Raw genomic sequence first — 25,761 nt, 5'->3', positions numbered from 1 at the left:
AATGAAAAAGTATTTGTTTTTTATATTAAGTATTTGTTTATCAGTTGGTATATATGTATCTGATAAAGTTGTTTCTTTTTCTAATTTACGAATTGTTTTCTTTTCAATAATTATTTTTTTATTTGTTATTGTTTTTAATCCATTAAAGAAATATGCAATAATTCCTTTTTTGATTATAACTATTTTTTTAGGATTTTATATTCATCAAACATATCAAAAAATAGATTGTAAGTTATTGAATAATGATGCTGAAGTGTATTTTTTAAAGATTATTTATCAACGAAATATTACTGAAAAGTCAGTTAATTATGTTGCGAAAGATTTAAAAAGTAAAGAATTAATTTCATTAAATGTACGAGATAAACAGAATATTTTTCATCCTTATGATGAGATAATTGTTTATGGGAAAATTAATGAAATTCAGGAGCCTTTAAATCCGAATCAATTTAATTTCAAACAATTTTTGACAAGAAAAAATATTCATTACCAATTATTCACTAATAATATTATTTCACTTCATAAAGAAGGTAATGGATTCCGAAATTGGGCTTCAAAATCAAAATTGCAAGTAAGAGAAAAATTAAAAAGAGATGGATATTCTTTAGAAAGTAGAGCTTTAATATCGTCTATGTTACTTGGAGATAGAACAGAATTAACACCAGAGCTAAATCAAAGTTATATTGCAACTGGTGTTGTGCATATTTTATCAATATCAGGATTGCATGTTATGATGATTTATATGATTTTGAATTTTGTTTTACAACCTTTACTAAGATTGAAAAACGGAAGGAAAATTAGAATAATACTGAGCTTATGCTGTATATGGTTATTTTCTTTTTATGTAGAATTAGAACCTCCTGTTTTTCGCTCTGCACTTATGATTTCGATTTATTATATCAGTGAATTATTGAACAGACCAAAGAATATTTATCATACATTATCTTTATCAGCTTTTATCATACTTGTTTTTCAACCTAATTATCTATTTGACGTAGGATTTCAGCTAAGTTTTTCAGCTGTATTTTTTATTGTTTGGTTGAATCCGATTTTTGATAAAATGTGGAAAGTAAAAAATAAATGGCTGAAAGATATAAAAGGAACAATTGATACAAGTTTATCTGCTCAAATAGGAACATTACCAATAGCAGTATATTATTTTAATCAATTTTCTGGTTTATTTTTATTTGGTAATTTAATTTTGATTCCAGCATCATTTTTAATGATTTGTGGTGGGATTCTGAGTATTATTTTTTTAATATTTAATATAAATATTCCATTATATACATGGGTTTTTAATCAATTTATTCATTGGTCAAATAGTTATATTTATTGGTTAGCCAGTTTTAAGTTTGTTGCAGAAGATATTTATATGAGTATTTTTACAGCTGTAATGTTAGTCATTATTTTATATTTCTTAAATCCTCTTTTTATAAAAAAATCAAAAGTTGCATTATTGATTATTACTATTTGTACATGTTTTATAGAAATTGATTGTTCTTCTCAAGCTTATCAATTAAATCATTCGAATGAGTTAATTGTTTTCAATCAATATAAAAATAGTATTCTTAGTATAAGAAATGGAAGAAAGTTAGCTGTTTTTAGTGCTTTCCCGCTCGATGAAAAAACATATAATTATACAATTAAACCTTATAAAGTAAAAAATAGAATAAAAGATATTCAGTTATATACTTACCAGGATGAATTTAAACATCCTAGTTTTATTAAACATAAAAATTATATTGAAACAAAAAACTTTGATTTTATGTTGGATGAAGAAGATATTCATCATCAAGCTTATTATCAATTAATTCATCAATCAAAAATTTATTCAATAAATAATACTGATAATCAATTGAAATTTATCATTGTTGATGCAAGTAATTATCCATCTACAATTTCCCAATTAGAACAAAATTTACCTAATAAAATATTATGGAAAACATCTGAAAAAGGATATTTCTCTATCCAATATTAAAAAATAAAAAGGGTAATTACATTTGTAATTACCCTTTCGATATTATGATATTTTCAGATTAAATCTTAATGTCATTTATAAAGTCATTAGCATTTTTATAACCAGAAACAACTTTATTAATTTCTCCTTTAGCATTAGTAAGTACTGTTGCAGGATAACCAAGTTGTCCGTTTGTAAAAGCATAAGCAAAATAATTTGCTTTTGCTGGTGCAATGTATGTATAATTAATTCCTAAAAAATTAACCATATCTTTTGTTTCAGCATCAAATTTTACTGGAATATAATTCTTATTTATATATTCAGAAACTTTGGCATCTGTAAAAGTTTCTTTATCTAATCGTTTGCAGAAACCACACCAAGTTGCATAAAAGTTAATTAAAATAGGCTTTTCTGGGTGAGCTTTTACTTCCTTATTTGCTTCTTCTAATGTTAACCATTTTACGTCTTGTCCAAAAAGGAAAGATGAAAAAATGAAAGCTAAAATTGCTATGCTTAATTTCATAATGCTTATAAATTTTATTTTACTCCGTGCATTAATTTCTTCATTAAAGGATTTAACGCAATAACGATTAATCCAGCTACAATTGGTACAATTGTAAAAATTAAGAAGAAAGTTGATAAAGAGTATTCTTTTGTGATAACTTCTATTTGCCCACCTAAAATGGCAGCTAATTTATTTCCTATTGCTATTGCAAGATACCACATTCCGAACATAAATGCAATCATACGAGCTGGAACTAATTTAGATACATAAGAAAGACCAACTGGAGATAAGCATAATTCTCCTAATGTATGGAATAAGTAAGCTAATACTAACCAGATAATAGAAACACGAACACCTTCTGCTACACCATAAGAACCAAAAGCAAGGAATCCAAATCCTATTGCCATAATGATTAATCCTAAACCATATTTAACAGAAGCTGAAGGATTGTATTTAGAATCCCAAACACGAGAAACTAATGATGCTAATGCAATAATAAAAAAAGAATTTAGTGTAGAGAACCAAGAAACTGTGATTTCTACTTGACTATCTTTTATTTCTGCTATTTTAGCTGGAACTATTTCTGAAGGGATATTTTGTTTTTTATATTCTTCATCTAATTTTGCTAAATCAGTATTATCAACCATTAAGAATTTATCTCCTTCTTGGTGTATATTGATTTGTTCTCCTTTAGCTAATGTATTTTGTGAAGCAATATTAATTGTTTCAGTAATAATTTTATCTGTTGGCTTAGCAACATAAGAAGCTGTGACAGGAGTCGTAATAAATGTTGGTTTTCCTTCTTCATTTAAAACAGGTTTTCCAGTATCATCTAATTTTTCTGTTTGAATAGCATCATAAGAAACATCATATGAATGAGAAGACCAGTTAAAATTTAACATCCATATTGCAGCAGCCCAAATTCCTAAAAATGTTACAGCCAAGGTTATATTAGACCAAAAAGCTTTTTTAATTGTTTGTTTAGCTAATAAGAATAGAACATAAGATATAAACAATAATGGTACAACTGTTAATAAAGTATTGAAAACATTGAATGCTAATGCTGCTCCACCAACTAAATTACGTTCAGTATTATCTCTTGCAAAAATAACTAATGATGTTGCTCCTTGTTCAAAAGACATCCAAAAGAAAATAACGAAAAATGCAAAAATAATTACTGCAATCATACGATCACGAACAATTTTTGTGTAGTTAGCTAAACGTCGAATGACAACAAATAAGAATAAGAATAGTGCAATAAGAATAACAATGTTTTGACCTGAAAGTCCTCCTATTTCAAAATTGAATAAGTTGATTCCTCCAATTGCATTTAGTGGGTCATTAAATGCGTATCCTAAACCTAATAGAGTCATAATTACAATTAAGACTTGGTCTAGTAATGTAAATGGATTAGGTTTTTCTCCAGGCTCATATTTAGGAGTATCGTCGTCAGCAGTTATTTGATTTCCAGTTTTTGAAGGGATTTCACCAACAGTACCAAATAAAGGTTTTGCTAACCAAAATTGTAATGTTCCTAATAACATGAAAATTCCAGCTAAACCAAATCCCCAGTGCCATCCTACTTTTTCTGCTAAAAATCCACATAACATCATTCCGAAAAATGCACCAGCATTAACCCCCATGTAAAAAATAGTATAAGCGCCATCTTTTTTCTCTGGAAAATCTTTATACATTTCAGATAAAATAGATGTCATATTAGGCTTAAAGAAACCTGTTCCAATAACTAAACAAGCTAGTCCTAAGTATAAGAAAAATGGAGTGTCAAAAGCCATAAATGCATGACCAAAAGTCATAATAATAGCTCCAACCACAACAGCCCATCTATATCCAATATATTTATCAGCTATAATACCTCCAAATATAGGAGTAATGTACAATAGCATTGCGTATGTTCCGTATAATGCAGTTGCTTTTTCTATAGACCAATCCCAACCAGGATTAAGACCAATGACAGCAGCTGTTAAAAACTGAATTAATAATACACGCATCCCATAAAAAGAGAAACGCTCCCACATTTCAGTAAAGAAAAGTACAAATAATCCAGATGGATGTCCTAATACTTTTGAATCAAAGAAATTTTCTGATTTTGAACTCATTATTTTTGTTTGTTATTGTGTTTTTATCTTAAGATGTTATTTTACATCTTGCATTAATTTTCTAATTAATGGAGAAACAGCTATAATTATAACTCCTGCAATTACAGAATAGATAGCTAACTGTTGGTAACCATCTGTATATGCCAACATTTTATCCATTAATGATGCATTTTCGTTTGGAGTAGACATTCCAGCACCTAAAATTCCAGCTAAATATTGCCCATAAGCAGAAGCTAAGAACCAAAGACCCATCATCATTCCACTTAAATGTTTTGGAGATAATTTTGTCACCATTGATAATCCAATTGGAGAAAGACAAAGTTCTGAAATTGTTACAACGAAATAAGCTAATGCAAATATTTCTAAAGATGATAATCCATTTTCATCTGCAAAAAATCGTAATGTATAGAAGATATAATAAGCTAAGGCTAATACTAAAAATGATAAACCAAATTTAATAACAGTATTCGGTTCTATCTTCTTTTTTGCCATCCATAACCAAACTAATCCTAATAAAGGAGAAAATATAATGACATATAAAGAATTGGCACTATTGTTTACAATATTTGGATCTAATGGAATACTAAATAAAGTTGAGTGTAAATTTTTATTAGCAAATAATGCTAATGATCCTCCTGCTTGCTCAAAAATAGCAAAGAATAAAATTGAAAAGAAAATCATGATAAATGCAGCAATAAATTTGCTTTTATCTTTTGATTCTGGAATTTTATAAAGTTGGAATAAGTAATAAATAATAGCCAAAGGACCAACTGTAAACATGAACATATCTGTGTAAGCAGTATTATGAATCATGATAAAAATTAATGGAATACATACTAATGCCCCAATATATACAGCGATTTCTCTTGTTAATCTCTTCTTTGGTTCCAATTTAGCAATTGGAGAATCTCCGATAGGACCTAATTTATTTTTGATAAACAAGAATAAAACAACTCCAATAATCATTACGATGCCAGCAGCTAAAAAGGCTAAATTCCAACTTACTTGCTTCCCTAAATAAACACAAACAATACCTCCTAGAAATGCTCCAATGTTTATTCCTGAATAAAATAAACCAAAACCAGCATCACGTCGAGGATCACCAGGTTTATATAATTCACCAACCATCGAAGAAATATTTGGTTTAAAGAAACCTGTTCCAATAATACTTAGTGTAATTCCATAATAAAAGAAATGGTGTGGATCAGTTGCAATTAATAAATTTCCTGTAATCATTACTAACCCACCAAAAACTAAAGATTTTTTGAATCCTAAGATTTTGTCAGCAAAAATACCACCAACAAAAGTAAAGGCGTATACAAAAGCTTGGATTGCTCCATATTTCAAATTAGACTCTGAGTCTGTTAAACCCAACATATCCACCATAAAAATGGCAAGAACTCCTCTCATTCCGTAAAAGCAAAAACGCTCCCACATTTCTACCATGAACAAATACCAAAGTTGTGTAGGATATTTTCCTTCAAAATTTTGAATCTGTTCTAACGTTAATTTTTGACTCATAATTTACTTAACTAAATGCTATGTTATCTTTAAGATTTTATTAGCAATCAACGAAAATAAAAAAAACCTCTGACAATGAAAGGTTTTTTTTTAGATAATCAACGTTTTTTATCAATTTTTAGCCTAGAACCTATTTATTTTTGGCATAATTTAATAAATTTAATTAAAATATTATACTGTTCAATTTCTTTTATACTTGATGATAAATCGAATGTAATAAATAGAAGCTTTTTATTTCATCAACTTCAAAAAATGCTTTTTTCCATTCATTTAATTGTAATACAAGTTTATTCTCTTCCATAATATATTTACCTATATATATATCATCGTCTGTAATGTATAAACCAAATTTATTTGTAATCAAATGTAATTTTTCAATTTCTAAATGTTCAAAAAATAAAATAGCATTTTCATTGTATTCAAAATCTATTGGAGTTGAGATATTAGAATTATATTCTAAAGCTATAAACTGATTTGGATTATAGGTCGGAAAAAAAATTGTAGGATAATTTTCTATATTAATTAATAGATTCTTTTTGGCTTGAATTGTTTCTCTAGATAAAAATGGAATTGAGCTCAAATTTTTAACATTTCGGATCGATTCTGATTCCTCAAAATAATTGTCGAAATGCAAAATTTCATTCACAGTCAAATTTTTCTGAATTAAGTGTTGTACAGGTATGCTAAAATAATTAGCAATTTTCAAAATAGTTTCAATTTTGGGTTCTGCACGCTTTTCTTCATAAGAAGATATATTCCCTCTTGTAACTTCAAATAGGTCAGCGAAAGATTGCTGAGTTAAATTCTTAACTTGTCTTAATTTCTTTATGTTTTCACCTATTTTTGTCATTATTCAAAATTTTAACATTTTAATTTGCTAATATATTTAGCAAATTGTTTAATTTTATAGAGCAAATTACAAAAACAACTATAAAACACAAAATGAATTATTTTTCTAAAATCGAAAGTTTCATACAAAGTATTGATTATACAATAACTTATAAAAATGAAAATGAAGGTGTGTTTATGATTGAAAATTTAGAAGATGGAGTACAAAATTTAATTGTTGGTGTAGCTCCTCCTATTTTAATCTTTGAACAATATCTTTTTACACTAAAAAACAATAATGTTGAAACACTTAAAGCTCTTTTGATGAAAAATAGAGATATTATTCATGGAGGTTTTGCTTTAACAGAGGATGGTAAAAAAGTAATTTATCGTTATGCTCTTCAAATCTCTAATCTTGATTTGAATGAATTTGAAGCTACGTTAAATTCTTTGAGTTTGTTGATGAGTGAATATTCTACTCAGTTAATTGAATTTTCTAAACAATAAAAAAAGACATTATGAATATTTTTAAAAGAATCTTTAGAATAGGGCAAGCGGAAATACATTCGGTTGTTGAAAAAATGGAAGAACCTGTTAAAATGACAGAACAAGGGATAAGAGAAATGAGAGAAGACCTTAATCAATCCCTTGAAGCTTACGCAAAAGTAAAAGCAACCGCAATAAGAACAAATAACTTAATTGATACAAAAAATAAAGATGCTAAAGAATATGAAGAAAAAGCAATTCTATTACTAAAAAAAGCAAATGAAAATTCTATTGATGTAAATCAGGCTGAAAATTTAGCCAAAGAAGCATTAGGTTATAAAAAACAATTGTTAGATGAAGTTGAAGAACTATCTGTTCAATTAACTGTTCATGAAAAATCGACTGAAGAGTTACAGAAAAGTATAGAAGTTCTAAAATTCAATATTAATAAATGGGAGAATGAACTTGCCACATTGAAAGCAAGAGCAAAAGTAGCTAATGCAACAAAATTGGTAAATAAACAAATGGCAAAAATAGACGCTAACAGTACAATAAGTATGTTAGAACGTATGAAAACAAAAGTTGAAGAAGACGAAGCATTAGCACAAGCTTATGGTGATTTAGCAAAAAATGATAAATCTGCTGATGATAAGATTAACCAATTTATTAAAGAAGATTATTTACAATCGGAATTAGACACGTTAAAAAATAAATTGGCGAATGAAGAAAAAATTTGAATATAAAACAATGAAGTTTATACCTAGCGGTACGTTTAGTATAAAATTCGACCTAAAAGAAATTGACAAAACACTAAATGAAATGGGAAATGAAGGTTGGGAATTAATTTCTGTTCAGGACTTTAGTCAAATGGGAACCATTTCTTATTTTCATTACACTTTCAAACGTGAAATCTAAATTTTTATACAATTAGAATAGTATGCAAGAAATATTTAATTTACTTTTTCATCCATTACCAAATGGAATAATGACAATTTTAATGGGATTTTCTTTATTCTATTGGATTTTTCAACTTCTTTTAGGTGATGGTGTTGATTTTGATACCGATGCAGATATTCATCTTGGTGATGTCCCTGATGCTGATGCATCTTCAGACATTGATGCTGATAAAGATTTTGATACTGACATTCACCATGAACCTTCATTTTTTTCCAAATGTTTAGAATTTATTAATGTTGGTAAAGTTCCATTAATGGTTCTTGTTACAGTTTTTAAATTTATAAGCTGGGTTATTACCATTATAACAACAACTATTTTTGGATTAGCAACATTAGGAAACTGGTCTGTTTTAATTTTGATTCCAATTTTTTTAATTGTTTTTATATTAATGCATTGGATTTCTAAACCTCTTGTAAAAATGTTTATTCAACTTGGATACAAAGGTGAAGAAAAAATTGATTTTTTGGGACGAGTAGGAACAATGAAATCTACAATAGAAAATGATAAAATAGGTTCAGCTGAATTTATAATAGGAGAAGATATATATACATTAAATATAATAAGTGATGATGGTAGTAAAGTTTCTTTTGGAGAAACAGTTGTCATTACAGACTGTATAGATACTAAATATTTTTACAAAGTAAAAAAACAAATAACATTATATAATTTTTAATAAACCTAACAAATAGTAAATGACAAATTTTATTCTTTTAGCAGTAGGTGTGATTATTTTTATAATTGTCGCTTTCTTAGTAGTTTTAAGTATTTTCTATAAAAAAATACCTCAAGGAAAAGCTATCGTAAGAACTGGTGTAGGAGGTTCTCATGTTGCTTTTAATAAAGGAATGTATGTTATTCCTGTATTTCATAAAATGGAAATAATGGATATTTCTGTAAAAAAAATAGAAATTGCTCGTCAGCAAAATGACGGACTAATTTGTAAAGATAATATTCGTGCTGATATAAAAGTAGCATTCTTTGTTCGTGTTAATAAATCTGTTGCTGATGTAATTAATGTTGCTCAGAATTTAGGATGTGACCGTGCAAGTGAACCAGAAACTTTAAAAAGTATTTTCGAAGCTAAATTTTCTGAAGCATTAAAAACTGTAGGAAAAAAGTTCGATTTTATAGAATTATATGAAGCTCGTAGAGAATTTAGAGATGAAATTTTAAATATTATTGGAACAGATTTAAATGGTTATATTTTAGATGATTGTGCAATTGATTATCTTGAACAAACTGAACTTAAATTTTTAAGTGCCGATAATATATTAGATTCTGAAGGGATTAAAAAAATTACAGAATTAACTGCTCAACAAAATATGAATGCTAACCTTATTCGTAGAGAAGAAGAAAAAGTAATTAAAAAGCAAAATGTTGAAGCAAGAGAAGCTATTCTTGAATTGGATAGACAATTAGCAGAAAAAGAAGAACGTCAACGTAGAGAAATAGAAAATATTAAGGCTCGTGAAGAAGCTGAAATTTCTAAAGTTAGAGAAGAAGAGCGCTTAAAAGCCGAAACTGTTCGTATAACAACTGAAGAACAATTGGCAATACAAGAAGAAAATAAATTACGTCAGATTATTATTGCAGAAAAAAATAAAATTAGAACTAATGCAATAGAAACTGAACGTGTTGAAAAAGACAGAGCTCTGGAGCAAACTGAAAGAGAACGAATTGTAACTCTTGCACAAATAGACAAAGAACGTTCTATAGAGGTTGAGAAAAAGAATATACAAGGAGTTATAAAAGAACGTGTTTTACTTGAAAAGGGAGTTGTAGAAGAGCAACAAGGAGTAAAAGATGTTGAAGTATTTAGAGAAGTTGAACGTAAGAAACAAGCTGGAATTATTGCTGCATCTCAAGAAGCCGAAGAACGTTTAATTGAAACTGTAAAAGCTGCTGAAGCTGCTAAAATAGCGTCTGAACAGGAGGCTGCACGAAAAGTAATTGAGGCTGATGCAGAAAAACAAGTTGCCGAAAGAAAAGCACAAGAAATGTTGATTGATGCTGAAGCGAAAAAAGAAGCATCTTCTAAAGAAGCAGAAGCTAGAAAAATTATTGCAGAAGCACAAGCAAAAGAAGAAGCGGCATTAGGTTTATCTGAAGCTGAGGTTATGATTGCTAAAGCTGAAGCTGAAGAAAAACAAGGGACTGTTGAAGCTAACGTAATTGAGAAAAAAGCAGAGGCTTTACGAAAAGAAGGTTTAGCACAGGCCGAAATTGTAAGAGAAAAAGCATTAGCAGAAGCTAAAGGTATTGAAGAAAAAGCTGCTGCAATGAAACAATTGGACGGTGTTGGTAAAGAACATGAGGAATTCAAATTAAAATTACAAAAGGAAAAAGATATTGAATTGGCTCATATCAATATTCAAAAAGATATTGCTGGTGCACAAGCTGAAGTTTTATCACATGCACTGAAATCTGCGAAAATTGATATTGTTGGTGGAGAAACTATGTTCTTCGAAAACATTGTAAAACAGGTTTCTAATGCAAAAGGATTTGACCATTTAATTAATAATTCTACACATGCAACAGATATAAAAAATGCATTATTAGATGGTGATGAGAACACTAACTTATCAGGGAAAATTAAAGGATTAGCCGAAAAATATGGTATTTCGTCTAATGATATAAAAAATCTTACAATTACAGCTGCTTTAATTAAGTTACAACAAGCTGCTACTGCATCTGGTAATACAGAAGATAAAGGTTTTATTAATTCTTTGTTTGGAATTGCAAATCAATTAGGTATATCGAATAAAGTTATAAACTAAGTTAGATTTACAGAGTACGAATTGCGACAGGGATTGTAGTGAAAATCCTTTTTTGATTGGATATATTTTCGACATTAGCTTAATAACTAATCTAAAAATATTGCAACGGAAAGCCCGCCCGGTCGCCCAAATAAATAATTATAACGAGTGTTTAATTTGATATTATAAACTCTTATTTAACATTGATTAAATGCAAGAAAATAAAGAAACGAAAACAAATGAAACTTTAGATTCTGGTGCGTACGAAATTATAAGAAAGCGACTTCTTTCACAAAAGGAAGTGCTTTCTCATAAGGTATCACAATTAAATAATGCTAGAAAGGAAGTTTTTAATTCGACGAATTTCGAGTTAAAAGCCAATCAACGCATTACAACTGAAAATGCTTGTGTTGCAAGAGGAATTATAGCATTTGATACCCTTTGTATTTTTGGTTACAATGTGCATTTTGGATTAAGAACATCAACACAATTAAGTGATGTTTTTAGTATCTATCTGTTCGAGGATAATCAATTTATACTTCAGAATTTAGAGTTAATAGATGATGAAAATTTTATATCAGATTTTCAGAATTTATATAAATATTACAGAGATTCTATTTTTTCTAGGTTTAGAAAAACAGAGAATTATTTGTACATGATTTTCCAGACAAGCAAAAATGCACAAGATTTGAAAGCATTTAAATGGCTTATAAAAGATGGAAAATTAATTTATCAGGATGACCGTAGTATACATGAGGTAAAAGATAATCCTCAGTTCGATTTCGAATGGCAAAAAACTACTTTAGAAGATAGAAGATTAGGTAAATTTCCGCATATCTCTATTTTAGATAAAGTGTTTATTGAGGCTACTGGTGGAGATATTACATTTAAAATTGAAGATAATACTGATTCAGGTAAAGGTATTTACACTGAAAAGGTTGTGAATGCTGACCAACAGCTGGATGATGCTGAGTATTATTTTGCTGATTTGGGAAATTTGATAGCTATAAAAATAAAACCTTTTCAGGAAGATTTTAGGGCTTTTATTTATAATGTACGCACCAAAGAGGTTGTTAACATTCCTGCATTGTTGGATGCAGCAATCTCTCTTCCAGATAATCAAGGATTAATATTCTCTAATGGTTATTATTTACAAAATGGAACCTACCATATTTTTGATAACAAGTTAGATGATGTAAAATTTTTGAGACAATTAACTTCTCCCAATGGAGAAGATTTTATGTATTTTTTTACACACGAGGAAACAAATACATGTATTTTATTGTCTTACAATATTATTCAGCAAAATGTTGAAACACCTATTGTTTGTAATGGTTTTACAATTTTTAAAGATGGTAGTTTAATTTATTTTAGAACAGAAGAAGAGGCTACTCGACATCATCAAGTTCAGATTTGGGATACGCCCTATGTCGAGGTTTTAATAGAGAATCAAGAAAAACTAAACGACCCTTTATACAAAATAGGAAACAAGGACATTGTGAAAGCAATGGCAGAAGCTCAGGAAGTTGTTTTATTAATAAACAAAGAAGATTCTTACGAAGGACTTTATGAAGATATTGTAAAAAAAGCAAACAATATTATTGATAGTTATTTCTGGATTAATTCTTCTGACACTTTCAATTTAGCCGAACCACTTGAACAAATAAAACAAGTTGCAAATACTGCAATTGATGAGTTTGCAAAAGTACAAGTTCAGAAAAAATTTGCTGAAGAGTCTATTGCTAAGGTTGAAGAGAGGATTGAAGAATTTTTCTTTAGAGTAAATACGACTACTTATGACCAACTGGATTTATTGGTTGAACATTTAGCACTTGCAAGAAAATTTCAGGGAGAAGTAATTGAATTGAAATCTATTCGATATATTGATTTGAATAGAGTACAAAATGAAGAAGAGCAATTGTCAGAAGTAAATAAAAATTTGTCTGAAAAAACGATTGAATTTTTATTACTTGACGAAGCCTTGGTTCCTTACGAGGAAAAAGTTAATGAACAAAAAGAAGCTGTTGCAACAATACAAAAGGTTGTAGAAGCAAAAGAAATTGAAGAGGCTTGTTCTAAGATTGCTTCTGAATTGGAATTACTGATTGATATTCTGAATAGTTTAAAAATTGATGATGCAACACAAACAACGAGAATTATTGAGAAAATATCGCTGATATTTGCCTCTTTAAATGAAGTACGTGCACAATTAACTAGACAAACAAATGCACTGAAAAGTAAAGAGTCTGTTGCAGAATTTTCGGCACAAATGACTTTGTTGGAACAAAGTGTTGTAAATTTTTTGGAATTATCTACCACAGTTGAAAAAACAGATGAATATTCAACAAAAATTATTGTTCAGCTAGAAGAATTAGAAAGTAAATTTTCTGATTTTGATGAATTTATTCTAAAAATTGCAGATAAGCGAGATGAAATAATAAAAGCCTTTAATGCAAAAAGAGAACAATTAGTAGAACAGATTAATAAACGTTCAAATTCATTGGAACAAATTGGTTTACGTGTTCTAAAAAATATAGAGAATAAAGCAACTACATTTGCAACGAGAGAAGATGTGAATGTTTTTTATTCTTCGGATTTGATGATTGATAAAGTTCGACAGTTAATCCATGAATTAAAAGAATTAAATGACGTTTCTAAAGCAGAAAATCTTGAAAATTTATTAAAAAAATCGCAAGAAGATACGTTACGTATTCTACGAGATAAAACTGAACTTTTTATAGATGGTAAAAATATTATTGCATTAGGTAAAAATAAATTTTCTGTAAATCAACAACAGCTTAGTTTAACCCTACTGAATAGAAACAATGAATTGTTTTTTCATTTGACAGGAACAAGTTTTTATCAGAAAGTAAAAAATGAAGAAATTTACCATTTTCAGTCAATTTGGAATCAGGAATTAATTTCAGAAAACCAATCTGTATATCGTGCTGAATATTTAGCTTATCAAGCATTTATGGCAAGAAACACAAATGGATTTATTGCTGAATCTTGGATAAATCAGGTCATTGAACAAAATTATACTGAGGGCTATATAAAAGGAGTTCATAATTTTGATGCTCTACAAATATTTAACTGTTTGAATGAGCTTTCTAATCATTTGGATTTATTACAATTTGATGTAAAAACAAGAACAACAGCTCAGTTATTTTGGCATTCTATTACCGAAAATGAGCAAAAGAAAATAGAAGGTATGCTAGTTTCTACATCTGTTATTCTGAAAAAATTCCCTCATTCCAATCAATTTGATAATGTAATTTCCTATATTAAAGAATTATATAACAATTGGCAAACAGATTGGAATAAAGAACATATAAAAAGTGAAAATATAGCGAATTATATTTTCAAAACATTTACTCAGTACAATGCTTTTTCTATGAATAAAAAGGCAGAAGATTTTAAAAAAAGTTTCCTTGCTGATGTAAATAAAAGTCAGTTTGCAAAAGATTTTGATGCCTTAATTGAGGATGAATTATTCTCATGGACAGAAAAATTCTATTTGATAGAAAATTGGGTTGTTGCTTATTTGGATGAAAACAATATTGAAAAATCAATAACCAAAGAAGTAGTTGCTGAGATTATTTTATTAGTATTGTTTAAAAAAGATAAGTACCATTTTATTACTTGTGATTCAAATTTTACGATTGAAAATTTAAAAGGAAATCATCATGTTATAAAAGATGGTATTTATCATCAAACTTTTCACCAATTTATTGAGAGATTAGATTTATTTACACTGTACGATGTTCCTAATTTTAAAAATTTTCAGTCTATAAAAGAACAATTGGTTAAAAATTATGAAAGAGAACTAAAAATAAATGAATTAGAACCGAAAGTACTTTCCTCATTTGTTCGTAATAAATTAATTAACGATGTTTATTTCCCACTTATAGGAAATAACTTAGCAAAACAATTAGGTACAGCAGGCGACACAAAGCGTACAGCCAGAATGGGAATGTTGTTGCTAATTTCTCCTCCTGGTTATGGTAAAACTACCTTGATGGAATATTTGGCAAAAACAATGGGCTTACATTTTGTAAAAGTAAATGGACCAACAATAGGACATTCTATTACATCGATAGACCCTTTTGAGGCTAAAACTTCTGGAGAAAGAGAGGAATTGAAAAAGATAAACCTATCTTTTGAAATGGCTGATAATGTTATGCTTTACTTGGACGATATACAACATCTTAGTGCAGAATTTTTACAGAAATTTATTTCTTTGGCAGATGGTCAACGAAAAATTGATGGAATTTTTGACGGAGAAAGTAAAACATACGATTTACGTGGAAAACGTTTTTGTATTGTAATGGCCGGAAATCCATATACAGAAAGTGGTTCCAAATTTCAGATTCCAGATATGCTTTCCAATCGTGCCGATGTCTATAATTTAGGAGATGTGATTGGTGATACAGCAGATTTATTTAATTTGAGTTTAATTGAAAATGCTACTGGAGACAATATTTACTTAGATGCTATAGCATCAAAAAGTAGAGACGATTTTTATAATATTTTAAATAATGTTGTTCATAATATCGAACAAATTCCTGATTTGGAAGGGAATTATCTGAAACAGGAAATAGATGATTTTATAGCTGTTTTAAAACATACTATAAAAATAAGAGATATTGTAATTAAGGTTAATCAGAATTATATACAAAGTGCAGCAATGCAAGATGATTATAGAACCGAACCTCCTTTTAAATTACAAGGTTCTTATAGAAATATGTCGAAATTAATTTCTAGAGTTGTACCAATGATGAATACCAACGAGATAGATGAAGTTATCTTGACTCATTACGAAAGTGAATCTCAGACTTTGACTGCCGACACAGAATCAAATCTATTAAAATTAAAAGAAATTGCCGGTTTATTGACCAACGATGAAAAACAACGATTACTATTTATTAGAGAATCTTTTGTAAAAAACAATAAACATGGAGGTCTTAATAAAGATGATAAAGTAATGGCTCAGTTAATTGAATTCAACGAAAATTTGGAAGGAATTATAAAAGCTATTAGGAAGAATTAAAAGAATTAGGCTCACCATTTTGGTGAGTCTTTTTTTATTAAAATTAAAATAATAAAGTTGTTTAAACTTTATAATAAACTCCACTACAACTATAGTGAATTTATTATTATATTCTAATTATATCAGATTTATTAAAATTATATTTTTTATCAAGAGAAATAATCACTTGATCAATCTCTATAATGAAGTTTTTATATTTCCTATATTTAAAATAATCTAAAGGATTTTGTTCATTATCTTTTTGTAAATAAAAATGTTGAACAGTGCCATTTTCAAAATAAATATAATAATCTATTTCTGTCGTAGGCATATTTAAATATGTATTTTTATTTACAACAATTTCAATATTTTTGGATTTTTCATTTATATTATTATCATAATATAAATCAGTAAGTTTCATGATGTTTTTTTCACTTATTTTAAAATAATTGTTAGAAATATTATCATAATTTTCAACAATTAATTTACCTTCTATTAAGTAATAAGAATAAATACCTTTATTATAAATAACGACTATTTCTTTTATAGATGTATTCTGTTGATTTTTATTATCTATTTTTGAAGAACAAGAAAAAAGAATGATAAAAGATATAAAGAATAATATTTTCATAAGATTATCAAATGTTTATAAATTTAGTAAGATTTTTCAAGAATATTATTTAGGATAAGGTTTTATAAATTTATTAAAAAATCAGGCTTCTTGTTTTAAGCCATATCACATTACTTGGTAAAAAATTTCCACTAGTAATAGTTGCAGAAACTTTATAATAAACCCCACTATATAAGATTATAGTGAGATTTAGTTTTTCATTAATTAAATATAATAAATTCTACCATCTTCAATGAATTTTTGAAGCGTTCCTATTTTTACAAATGCTTCTATTTCTTGTTTTAAATTTTCCTCTTCAATATAAATATTGAAATAAATTTTAATAAATGTATATAGTTTTCATATTGAAAATTCAAATTTAAAATCCTTTCCATAATTTACAATGTCGTAATCACAAATTATATTATTTTGAATAATTTCACATCCTCCTCCATGAAAATGATATTTAATTTTAATATCATCATATATTTTCTTTATTAAAGTTAAATCAAAAATATGTTCATTTTCAAAATCATCAATTAAATTTACAATCATCAAATATATCTATATTAATTTCTCAATTTTATCGTTATTAATCAAACAATATCGAAGTGTTTACAGTTTAAAATAGAAATTTTATGACAAAATATAGGACTATAGGATTCCTTGTTATTCTTTATTTTATTATTATAAATAGCGTCCCATTTCTTCTTCCTCATGGAGGAATTGGAGGAGATTTTCCACTTTATATAAAAATAGCAAAAGATTTACCAGAAATTAATAATAACCTATTTCCTATTGGTTTTCCATTTTTCTTAAGAATTTTTGAAACACTAACATCAGAATATTTTTATAGTTCTCTTCTTTTAAAAAGTACTTGTTTTATTTTTATTATATTTTTTTCCTACAAAAAGAAGTTCTATTTCATAGAAACTGTATTTGTAATGATGATAAAATCTTCTATTTGGGTTTTTATTCATCAAGGTTCTGAGTATATTACATTACCTTTTTTGTATTTGTACATTTATGTTTTGCATCAATATTTCAATGGAGCTTTAAAACCTAATAAATTTCTGATATATAGTACTATTTTAGGGTTTATTTTATGTACTATTCGTTATGCTAATGTCTTTATATTTATAAGTATATTACCTTTTATAATTTATTATTGGAAAAAATTTAATACTTATAGAAAAACATTATTTACATCAACCGTATTAATTGGTATTTCTTTTTTTCTTTATTTACTATACAATTACGTAATTATAGGTTCTTTAGCAGGAGAAAATAACCGAGTAAATGATGAATTGGATACATTTTGGTTTGATACGTATGTTGATTTTATTGGTATTATTAACTTATCGAATCCATTTTTCTATTTAAAAACATTCGAATATTCATCTACTATAAAATTGATTATATCTCTTCTATTTATTTTCGTCGATTTAATTTTATGGAGATATTGTTGGAAAGTAATAAAAAACAAACAAAATGTATTTGTAACATTCTTACTATTTATTGCAATTGTAAATGCACTATTTACTTTTTTTGCAGCAATGTTTCAAGGAATAGAACCTCTTGGAATAAGATTATTATTTAGTTCATCTTATTTATTTTGGTTCGCTTTAGTTATTTTAATTAGAGAGAATAAGCTTTTATCTGATAAATTATTAGTTACATTCTGTTTGTTTAGCTTAATTTTTAATGTATTAATAATTGTAAAAAATCCGATAAATTTTATCGCCTATAAAAATAATATTGAAGAATTTATTGACCATAAAAAAATAAAGCCTCTTTATTATTTTGATGATGATAAAAAAGTTGAAGAAACAATCTATAAAATACCTTTTACGTCAAAAACATTTCAATATATACATGAAAACAGACAACCAGATTTTATATACCAAGCTATTTTGAATAGTATTAATCCTTCGATTATTTATTTAAGGGATAATCCAAAAAATATCAATTCTCAAAATATTATATATAGTTCTCAACTCAACGAATATATTGAACATAAAAAATCCCATTAGTTAAGAATAATGGGATTTTTTTATGATTTATATAGATTTAATTGTAAAACCTAATGTTTTCCAATCTTCCCAAAAAGTTGGGTACGATTTTTCAACAACCATTTCATTATTTATTCTAATAGGATAAATTTGTGCCAATGGTGCCATACACATTGCCATACGATGATCGTTGTAGGTTTCTAATGTAGGAATTTCCTTGTACTCGTTATATCCATCAATAGACAAAGAATCATCTGTAATTGTAATGATTGCACCAAATTTCTCTAATTCATTCTTTAGAGCAACTAAACGATCAGTTTCTTTAATCTTTAATGTTTCCAAGCCTGTTAAAACACATTTTACTTTTAGTCCAACACATGTTGCAGCAATAGTTTGTGCAATATCAGGAGTGTTAATAAGATTTAATTGTATCGTATCTTTTAAAACAAATTCTTTGTTATTCTTTAAAGTTAATATTCCATTATTAAATACAGAACTTACCCCAAAATTATCAGCATAAATACGTTGTAAAGCTGAATCTCCTTGTAAAGAATTTTCAAAATACGTAGAAATTTCAATCGCAGAATTTTCAGACAAAGCAATCAAACTATAATAATAAGAAGCCGAACTCCAATCAGACTCAACTTGTAATTCTTGATGGTTAATTGTTGCTGCAAAAGGAACAGAAATTTTATTTCCTTCAAAAATAGCTTCTATCCCAACTTTATTCAATAATTCAATAGTCATTTGTATATAAGGAACAGAAATTATTTTCCCATCTAAATTTATTGTCAAACCATTTTCCATTTTAGTTCCAATCAAGCATAAAGCTGTAATATATTGAGAACTGATATTTGATGGAATTGTAATCGTATTTTTACTTAATTTCGCCCCCTTAATAGTTAATGGAGGATAACCTTCATTTTCTTGATAAGAAATTTTTGCTCCCAATTCATTCAACGCATCCACTAAAACTTTAATAGGTCGCTGTTTCATACGTGCAGAACCAGTCAATGTAACCGTTCTATTTTCCTGTATAGAAAAATAGGCTGTAAGAAATCGCATTGCAGTACCAGCATGATGTATATCTATCAACTCTGTTGTATTAGCAAGTGCTTTTTGCATTAACTGAGAATCTTCAGAATTCGAAATATTTTCCAATGTCAATGCATTATCAAACAATTTGTTTAAAAGCAACAAACGATTACTTTCACTTTTAGATCCTGTAATAGCTAATTTATTATTTATAGGTGATTGTAAAGCTGAAATTTCAATCATGTATTTTATTTTAATTTATCATTATTTTGATGACGATTGTGGTCGCGTTTTGTTTTGTAATCTAACTTTTTATAGAAAGCAGACTCCAAATCAACTCCAGTTTGGTTAGCAAGACAAAGTGCTACAAAAATCACATCAGCTAATTCCTCCCCTAAATCTTTATTTTTATCTGATTCTTTTTCTGATTGTTCACCATAACGACGAGCAATAATACGAGCAACTTCACCAACTTCTTCAGTCAATTGTGCCATATTTGTCAATTCATTAAAGTAACGAACACCATGTTCTTTTATCCAATTGTCAACATCTAATTGTGCTTGTTTAAGGCTCATTTTTCAAGTATTATAATATAATTAATTGTAAAAGTACAAATAAATGAATTTAATTGATGTTGTATTTCCTCTTAAACTTTACTTAGATATTATTTGGGGCGTTCCCTTCGGTCGGGCCATTTGCTCTATCTTTTTACTAAAAATTTTGACGGTGTTCAATTTTAAGTAAAAAGGATGCCGCTGCTGTCCCTAACGCAAGTTGTTGTTTAATGATAATATATTGTTGAGAATAAAATAATATAAATAAATCAAAAAAATATTTGTTTTATTAGAAAATCATTGTAATTTAGTGTCAAATAATGAAAAGAAATAGTTTAAATACAATTATTATTACGATTACCTTTAGTGAAAACACTTAGGGGGATCTTTTATGTATTTTAAACAAAATCGTATTATGAAAAGCATCTTCTCTTAAAAAGAAGATGCTTTTTTTATGTTTAAAAATTAATTTATGAAAATCTTAAAATTTGGAGGAACTTCTGTAGCTTCAGTACAAAGTCTTCAGTCAGTAATTGGAATTGTTCAAAAGGAAAAAGCAAATAATACATCAATTGTAATAGTAACCTCTGCTATTGGAGGAATGACCAATTTATTAATTAAAATGGCTGAAGATTCTGCTCATGGTAATTTTGATGAAAATGATTTAGTGAAATTTCAAAATAAGCATTTTGAAATTATTAAATCATTGGTAGAAATTACAGCTCAAAATCCTATCATAACTCAATTAAAATTATTGATGAACGAGTTAGAGGATTTGTTGCAAGGAGTTACTGTTCTAAGAGAACTAAGTTTTCAAACAAAAGATTTAATCATAAGTTACGGAGAACGTTGCAGTACTTTATTACTTACAAAAATATTAAATCAATACGTTGGCGAGGCAGAAGCTGTTAACTCTTCAAGCTATATTATAACTGATAGTTATTTTGGACAAGCTAATGTAGATGAAAAAGTATCATTTAAAAATATTAAAGAATTAGTAGAAAGCAAACCGAATAAACTATTAGTTTTTGCTGGTTTTATTGCCGGAAATAAAGAAGGCAGAGTTACAACTTTAGGTCGTGGAGGTTCAGATTATACAGCAGCTTTATTAGCAGCGGCATTAGATGCAGAAGTTATAGAAATTTGGACAGATGTAAATGGTATGATGACTGCCGATCCACGTTTAGTGAAAAAAGCATTTTCTCTACATAATCTATCGTATACAGAAGCAATGGAATTGTCGTATTTTGGAGCTAAAGTAATTTATCCTCCAACAATGTCACCTGCTTTCAAGCGTAAAATTCCTATTGTCATTAAGAATACTTTTCAATCAGATTTTAAAGGAACAAGAATACAATTCGAATCAGAAAAAACATCTTATCCTATCAAGGGAATTTCTTCTATAAAAGATGTTTCATTGGTTAATGTAAAAGGAAGTGGATTAGTAGGTAAATTAGGTTTTAGTGGAAGATTATTTTCATTATTAGCCAAACAAAATATTAATATTATTCTTATTACTCAATCATCATCAGAGCACAGTATCACTTTAGCTGTAAAACATGATGAGGTTGATAAAGCAAAAGAATTGATTGATGAAGAATTTGAATTAGAAATTCAAGCAAAATTATTAGAACCTGTAGAAGTGGAAAATAATTTAGGGATTATTGCAATTGTAGGAGAAAACATGAAACAAACTGTTGGTGTTTCTGGAAAATTATTTTATGCATTGGGACGAAACGGAATTAATGTAAGAGCAATTGCGCAAGGTTCTTCTGAATATAATATTTCTGTTGTGATAAAAGAAGACGATTTATCAAAATCGTTAAATGCAGTGCATGATGCATTTTTTAATCATTTAAATAAAACAATTCATGTATTCAATGTTGGTGTAGGGAATATTGGAGCAACTTTCTTAAATCAATTAGAGAAGCAAAAAGAATATTTATCTCAAAATAACGATATTGAAATAAAATTGGTTGGTCTTAGTAATTCTAAGAAAATGGTATTTAACGAACATGGGGTTGATTTATTAAACTGGAAAGATGAGTTAAATAATTCTGAGTTAGAAGCTAATTTGGATGAGTTTATTTCTATAATGGACCATTTTAATTTACCTAATTGTGTATTTGTAGATAATACAGCAAGTTCAACTTTACCAAAATACTATAAACAAATTTTTGAAAGTAGTATTTCTGTTGTTACATGTAATAAAATAGCCAACTCATCTTCGTATAAAGAATATGCAGAATTGAAGCAAACAGCTCGTAAATATGGAATAGATTTCCTTTACGAAACAAATGTAGGTGCAGGTTTACCAATTGTAAGTGTATTAAAAGATTTACAAATGAGTGGTGATAGATTATTGAAAATTGAAGCAATTTTATCTGGAACAATCTCTTATATTTTTAATCATTTTAAAGGTGAAGTTACGTTTGCTGAAGTTGTTAAAAATGCGCAAGAATTAGGATATACAGAGCCAGATCCAAGAGATGATTTAAGTGGAGTAGATTTCATGAGAAAAATGCTAATACTTGCTCGTGATGCAGGATATCAAATAGAGGCTGAAGATGTAACAATTGATTCTATTTTACCGAAATCTTGTTTAGAAGCTCCTTCTGTTGAAGATTTTTATCAATCTTTAGTTGATGAAAACGAATATTTCGAATCAATAAAGTTGAAAGCTGAAAGTGAGCAAAAAGTAATTCGTTATATCGGTGTTTTAGAGGATGGGAAAATTACAATTTCTTTAGAGTTAGTTGATGCTCAACATCCTTTTTATTCATTGTCAGGAAGTGATAACATCATTTCTTTCACAACAGAAAGATACAAAGAAAGACCTTTAGTTGTTAAAGGACCTGGTGCAGGAGCTGAAGTTACAGCAGGAGGTGTATTTGCTGATTTAGTTAATTTAAGTTCAATACGATAAAATATAATAATGTTTCAAGTTTTAGATAAAATAGAAGAAAAATTAGATTCAAATAAATTTTTAGATCAAGTTCATGTTTTTGCTCCTGCAACGGTAGCTAATATGATTTGTGGTTATGATATTCTTGGTTTTGCTGTAGATTATCCAGGAGATGAGGTTATCATGAAAAGAACAGAATCTTTAGGTATAGAAATTCTAAAAATTACAGGAGATGAAGGTAAATTACCTTTAGATGTTCAAAAAAATACAGTTTCTCATTCTGTATGGCAATTATTATGTGATTTAGGTTTAGACAAATCATTTGGTTTATCTATTGAGCTGCATAAAAAAATGCCAATAGGAAGTGGATTAGGTTCTAGTGCTGCAAGTACTGTAGCAGGTATTTTTGCATTAAATGAATTATTAGGAAATCCATTAACTAAACATGAGTTGCTTCCTTATTGTATGGAAGGAGAAAGACTTGCTTGTGGTTCTGCTCATGCAGATAATGTAGGTCCTTCTTTGTTCGGAGGTATTACATTGATTCCTTCAAGCGAACCATTAATTATTCGTTCTTTACCTGTTCCAGAAGATTTATATGCTACTTTAATTTATCCAAAAGTAGAAGTTCCAACGAAAGACGCACGTAAACTTATAAAAGATAAAGTTTCTCTGGATAAAGCTGTAAAACAATGGGGAAATATAGCAAGTTTAATTGCTGCTATTTACGAGAAAGATTACACAGAAATTGGTCGATCTATGCAAGATCATATTATAGAACCAAGTCGATCTTTATTGATTCCATTTTTTGATCAGATGAAAGAAATCTCATTAGATAAAGGAGCTTTAACATTTGGTATTTCAGGTTCTGGTCCAACTGTTATGGCTTTGTCTTATGAGCAAAATATAGCTAAAGATATAGCATCATCAATAGAAGATTTTTTAAAAGATAAACAAATAGAGCATTTATCTTTTGTATCAAAAATAAACAAACAAGGACCTTACGTAAAGAAATAAAAAATGAAATTATATAGCACAAATAATACAGATAATGTAGTAGGTTTTAAGGAAGCAGTTTTTCAATCATTACCAAAAGATAAAGGTTTATATATGCCAATTGAACTTCCTGTAATGAGCGAAGATTGGTTAAATTCATTCCAAAATTCTTCTTTTCAAGAAATTGCTAAAGATGTTTGTTACGAATTGTTGAAAGATGATTTTAGTAAAGATGATTTAGATAAAATTGTGGATGAGGTGATTAGTTTTCCTGCTCCATTAAATTTTTTAGAAAAAGATTTAGCTGTATTAGAATTATTTCACGGTCCATCATTTGCTTTTAAAGATTTTGGTGCTCGTTTTATGAGTAGAGTAATGGCTCATTTTTCTAAAAAAGAAGATCAATTATTAGATGTGCTTGTTGCAACTTCTGGTGATACAGGAGGAGCTGTTGCATTAGGATTTCTAGGAGTTGAAGGAACTCGTGTTACTATTTTATATCCAAAAGGTAAAGTTTCTCCTATACAAGAATTACAATTAACAACTAATGGTAAAAATATACGAGCAATAGAAATAGATGGAACTTTTGATGATTGCCAAGCTTTAGTGAAACAAGCTTTTGTAGATGAAGATTTACAAAGTCAACTAAATTTAACTTCTGCAAATTCTATTAATATTGCTAGATTAATTCCTCAATCTTTTTATTATTTTGAAGCTTTTGCTCATGCAAAAAGAGAAGGATTTGATAAGGTTTCTTTTGTAGTTCCAAGTGGAAATTTTGGTAACATTACAGCAGGAATTTTAGCATATAAAATGGGATTGAAAGTGAAATATTTTATAGCTGCAACCAATGCAAATGATACAGTTCCTCATTTTTTTGGAACGAATGAATATCAGCCTAAACCATCAGTGCAAACTTTATCGAATGCAATGGATGTTGGTAGTCCTAGTAATTGGGTGAGAGTTATGGAGTTTTTTGAAAATGATGTAGATAATCTGAAATCGAAAATTGAATCATTTTCTTATTCTGATAAGGAAACCGTAGAAGCTATAAAACAAATTGATGAAAAATATAATTATATCGCTTGTCCACATACAGCGATTGCTTGGAAGGCTGCAAAAGAATATGAATTAAAGAAAAAGGATGATAAAGAATTAGTTGTCTTTTTATCAACTGCTCATCCATGTAAATTTCCAGAAGTTTTCTCGAAAGAAATTCGCTCTAAAATAAGTAATCCTGATGCTGTAAAACAATTAGATGAAAATAATTCACAGAAAGTAGCTATGGAAAATAATTTTGAGGAGTTGAAATTATGGTTGCTAGATAATATTTAGTGCAAAATGGATTGAAGTGTAAATCCTTTTATAATTATATGCAATGAACAATTATAAAAGATTGCAACGGAAAGCCAGTCCCGGAGGGTTTGCCCAAATAAATTATAAATATATTGAGTTGCTTAAATATCAATAAAAAAAATGCCTTTCATAAGAGAGGC

General features: G+C 28.1%; 19 protein-coding genes. 11 read left to right on the top strand and 8 right to left on the bottom strand.

What is annotated here, in order from left to right; all coding sequences use genetic code 11:
* Position 1: 1 nt before the first annotated feature.
* Entirely contained in the window at positions 2-1,975 is a 1,974-nt protein-coding gene (locus tag RT575_RS13815; protein WP_313581618.1) for a ComEC/Rec2 family competence protein, read from the top strand.
* A gap of 58 nt (positions 1,976-2,033) precedes the next feature.
* On the opposite strand, the gene RT575_RS13810 is transcribed toward RT575_RS13815, so the two are convergent.
* From RT575_RS13810 to RT575_RS13795, 4 genes are all read right to left on the bottom strand, one after another.
* Positions 2,034-2,477, bottom strand: a complete 444-nt coding sequence (locus RT575_RS13810) for a thioredoxin family protein (protein WP_313383318.1) — start codon at positions 2,475-2,477, stop codon at positions 2,034-2,036.
* Positions 2,478-2,491: 14 nt separating this feature from the next.
* Positions 2,492-4,576, bottom strand: coding sequence for a peptide MFS transporter (locus RT575_RS13805; protein WP_313581616.1), 2,085 nt, complete (start codon positions 4,574-4,576; stop codon positions 2,492-2,494).
* A 36-nt stretch (positions 4,577-4,612) separates the two neighbouring features.
* Positions 4,613-6,097, bottom strand: a complete 1,485-nt coding sequence (locus tag RT575_RS13800) for a peptide MFS transporter (RefSeq protein WP_313581614.1) — start codon at positions 6,095-6,097, stop codon at positions 4,613-4,615.
* A gap of 190 nt (positions 6,098-6,287) precedes the next feature.
* Positions 6,288-6,947 (bottom strand): helix-turn-helix transcriptional regulator, encoded by a 660-nt coding sequence (locus RT575_RS13795; protein ID WP_313383321.1) that lies wholly within the window; start codon positions 6,945-6,947, stop codon positions 6,288-6,290.
* Positions 6,948-7,039: 92 nt separating this feature from the next.
* Between RT575_RS13795 and RT575_RS13790 the strand changes: the two genes are divergently transcribed.
* The 6 genes from RT575_RS13790 to RT575_RS13765 all read left to right on the top strand — a co-directional run bounded on the left by RT575_RS13790 (position 7,040) and on the right by RT575_RS13765 (position 16,174).
* A complete protein-coding gene (locus RT575_RS13790; RefSeq protein ID WP_313581612.1) occupies positions 7,040-7,432 on the top strand; it encodes a molecular chaperone Tir in 393 nt (130 codons plus the stop codon).
* An 11-nt stretch (positions 7,433-7,443) separates the two neighbouring features.
* Entirely contained in the window at positions 7,444-8,148 is a 705-nt protein-coding gene (locus RT575_RS13785; protein ID WP_313581610.1) for a PspA/IM30 family protein, read from the top strand.
* Complete coding sequence (locus RT575_RS13780; RefSeq protein ID WP_313581608.1) at positions 8,132-8,326, top strand: DUF4177 domain-containing protein; 195 nt, start codon at positions 8,132-8,134, stop codon at positions 8,324-8,326. Before RT575_RS13785 ends, RT575_RS13780 begins: the two co-directional genes overlap by 17 nt.
* Before the next feature lie 22 nt (positions 8,327-8,348).
* Positions 8,349-9,041 (top strand): hypothetical protein, encoded by a 693-nt coding sequence (locus RT575_RS13775; RefSeq protein ID WP_313581606.1) that lies wholly within the window; start codon positions 8,349-8,351, stop codon positions 9,039-9,041.
* A gap of 19 nt (positions 9,042-9,060) precedes the next feature.
* Positions 9,061-11,145 (top strand): flotillin family protein, encoded by a 2,085-nt coding sequence (locus tag RT575_RS13770; RefSeq protein WP_313581604.1) that lies wholly within the window; start codon positions 9,061-9,063, stop codon positions 11,143-11,145.
* 190 nt (positions 11,146-11,335) lie between these two features.
* Complete coding sequence (locus RT575_RS13765; protein ID WP_313581602.1) at positions 11,336-16,174, top strand: DNA repair ATPase; 4,839 nt, start codon at positions 11,336-11,338, stop codon at positions 16,172-16,174.
* A gap of 106 nt (positions 16,175-16,280) precedes the next feature.
* Here RT575_RS13765 and RT575_RS13760 read toward each other — a convergent pair whose 3' ends face one another.
* Both RT575_RS13760 and RT575_RS13755 read right to left on the bottom strand, forming a co-directional pair.
* A complete protein-coding gene (locus RT575_RS13760) occupies positions 16,281-16,784 on the bottom strand; it encodes a hypothetical protein (protein ID WP_313581600.1) in 504 nt (167 codons plus the stop codon).
* Between the two features lie 339 nt (positions 16,785-17,123).
* A complete protein-coding gene (locus RT575_RS13755) occupies positions 17,124-17,318 on the bottom strand; it encodes a DUF6896 domain-containing protein (RefSeq protein WP_313581598.1) in 195 nt (64 codons plus the stop codon).
* 83 nt (positions 17,319-17,401) lie between these two features.
* On the opposite strand from RT575_RS13755, the gene RT575_RS13750 reads away from it, so the two are divergent.
* Complete coding sequence (locus RT575_RS13750; protein WP_313581596.1) at positions 17,402-18,796, top strand: hypothetical protein; 1,395 nt, start codon at positions 17,402-17,404, stop codon at positions 18,794-18,796.
* A gap of 27 nt (positions 18,797-18,823) precedes the next feature.
* Here RT575_RS13750 and RT575_RS13745 read toward each other — a convergent pair whose 3' ends face one another.
* Positions 18,824-20,053 carry a 3-phosphoshikimate 1-carboxyvinyltransferase gene (locus tag RT575_RS13745; RefSeq protein ID WP_313581595.1) on the bottom strand — a complete coding sequence of 410 codons (1,230 nt, stop codon included), beginning with the start codon at positions 20,051-20,053 and terminating at the stop codon, positions 18,824-18,826.
* Between the two features lie 5 nt (positions 20,054-20,058).
* Positions 20,059-20,385, bottom strand: a complete 327-nt coding sequence (locus tag RT575_RS13740; protein WP_019974825.1) for a nucleotide pyrophosphohydrolase — start codon at positions 20,383-20,385, stop codon at positions 20,059-20,061.
* A gap of 451 nt (positions 20,386-20,836) precedes the next feature.
* Between RT575_RS13740 and thrA the strand changes: the two genes are divergently transcribed.
* The 3 genes from thrA to thrC are packed head-to-tail and all read left to right on the top strand — an operon-like array spanning position 20,837 to position 25,600.
* Complete coding sequence (gene thrA / locus RT575_RS13735) at positions 20,837-23,290, top strand: bifunctional aspartate kinase/homoserine dehydrogenase I (RefSeq protein WP_313581593.1); 2,454 nt, start codon at positions 20,837-20,839, stop codon at positions 23,288-23,290.
* Positions 23,291-23,299: 9 nt separating this feature from the next.
* Entirely contained in the window at positions 23,300-24,286 is a 987-nt protein-coding gene (locus tag RT575_RS13730; protein WP_313581591.1) for a homoserine kinase, read from the top strand.
* Between the two features lie 3 nt (positions 24,287-24,289).
* Entirely contained in the window at positions 24,290-25,600 is a 1,311-nt protein-coding gene (thrC, locus tag RT575_RS13725; protein ID WP_313581589.1) for a threonine synthase, read from the top strand.
* The last annotated feature ends 161 nt before the right edge of the window (positions 25,601-25,761 follow it).

Origin of the sequence: Chishuiella sp., assembly GCF_032109125.1 — a bacterium.
In the GTDB taxonomy this organism is placed as follows: domain Bacteria; phylum Bacteroidota; class Bacteroidia; order Flavobacteriales; family Weeksellaceae; genus Empedobacter.
The sequence above is the reverse complement of the archived record's forward strand: the minus strand, read 5'-3'. Positions and strand labels throughout refer to the sequence as shown.

What these genes read in the sequence shown, in the direction of transcription:
- RT575_RS13750 (WP_313581596.1), top strand. Translation starts at nt 17,402, where the DNA reads ATGACAAAATATAGGACTATAGGATTCCTTGTTATTCTTTATTTTATT.
- RT575_RS13795 (WP_313383321.1), bottom strand. Translation starts at nt 6,947, where the DNA reads ATGACAAAAATAGGTGAAAACATAAAGAAATTAAGACAAGTTAAGAAT.
- RT575_RS13775 (WP_313581606.1), top strand. Translation starts at nt 8,349, where the DNA reads ATGCAAGAAATATTTAATTTACTTTTTCATCCATTACCAAATGGAATA.
- RT575_RS13770 (WP_313581604.1), top strand. Translation starts at nt 9,061, where the DNA reads ATGACAAATTTTATTCTTTTAGCAGTAGGTGTGATTATTTTTATAATT.
- RT575_RS13800 (WP_313581614.1), bottom strand. Translation starts at nt 6,097, where the DNA reads ATGAGTCAAAAATTAACGTTAGAACAGATTCAAAATTTTGAAGGAAAA.
- RT575_RS13785 (WP_313581610.1), top strand. Translation starts at nt 7,444, where the DNA reads ATGAATATTTTTAAAAGAATCTTTAGAATAGGGCAAGCGGAAATACAT.
- RT575_RS13810 (WP_313383318.1), bottom strand. Translation starts at nt 2,477, where the DNA reads ATGAAATTAAGCATAGCAATTTTAGCTTTCATTTTTTCATCTTTCCTT.
- thrA (WP_313581593.1), top strand. Translation starts at nt 20,837, where the DNA reads ATGAAAATCTTAAAATTTGGAGGAACTTCTGTAGCTTCAGTACAAAGT.
- RT575_RS13765 (WP_313581602.1), top strand. Translation starts at nt 11,336, where the DNA reads ATGCAAGAAAATAAAGAAACGAAAACAAATGAAACTTTAGATTCTGGT.
- RT575_RS13805 (WP_313581616.1), bottom strand. Translation starts at nt 4,576, where the DNA reads ATGAGTTCAAAATCAGAAAATTTCTTTGATTCAAAAGTATTAGGACAT.
- RT575_RS13745 (WP_313581595.1), bottom strand. Translation starts at nt 20,053, where the DNA reads ATGATTGAAATTTCAGCTTTACAATCACCTATAAATAATAAATTAGCT.
- RT575_RS13815 (WP_313581618.1), top strand. Translation starts at nt 2, where the DNA reads ATGAAAAAGTATTTGTTTTTTATATTAAGTATTTGTTTATCAGTTGGT.
- RT575_RS13790 (WP_313581612.1), top strand. Translation starts at nt 7,040, where the DNA reads ATGAATTATTTTTCTAAAATCGAAAGTTTCATACAAAGTATTGATTAT.
- RT575_RS13730 (WP_313581591.1), top strand. Translation starts at nt 23,300, where the DNA reads ATGTTTCAAGTTTTAGATAAAATAGAAGAAAAATTAGATTCAAATAAA.
- thrC (WP_313581589.1), top strand. Translation starts at nt 24,290, where the DNA reads ATGAAATTATATAGCACAAATAATACAGATAATGTAGTAGGTTTTAAG.
- RT575_RS13740 (WP_019974825.1), bottom strand. Translation starts at nt 20,385, where the DNA reads ATGAGCCTTAAACAAGCACAATTAGATGTTGACAATTGGATAAAAGAA.
- RT575_RS13760 (WP_313581600.1), bottom strand. Translation starts at nt 16,784, where the DNA reads ATGAAAATATTATTCTTTATATCTTTTATCATTCTTTTTTCTTGTTCT.
- RT575_RS13780 (WP_313581608.1), top strand. Translation starts at nt 8,132, where the DNA reads ATGAAGAAAAAATTTGAATATAAAACAATGAAGTTTATACCTAGCGGT.
- RT575_RS13755 (WP_313581598.1), bottom strand. Translation starts at nt 17,318, where the DNA reads ATGATTGTAAATTTAATTGATGATTTTGAAAATGAACATATTTTTGAT.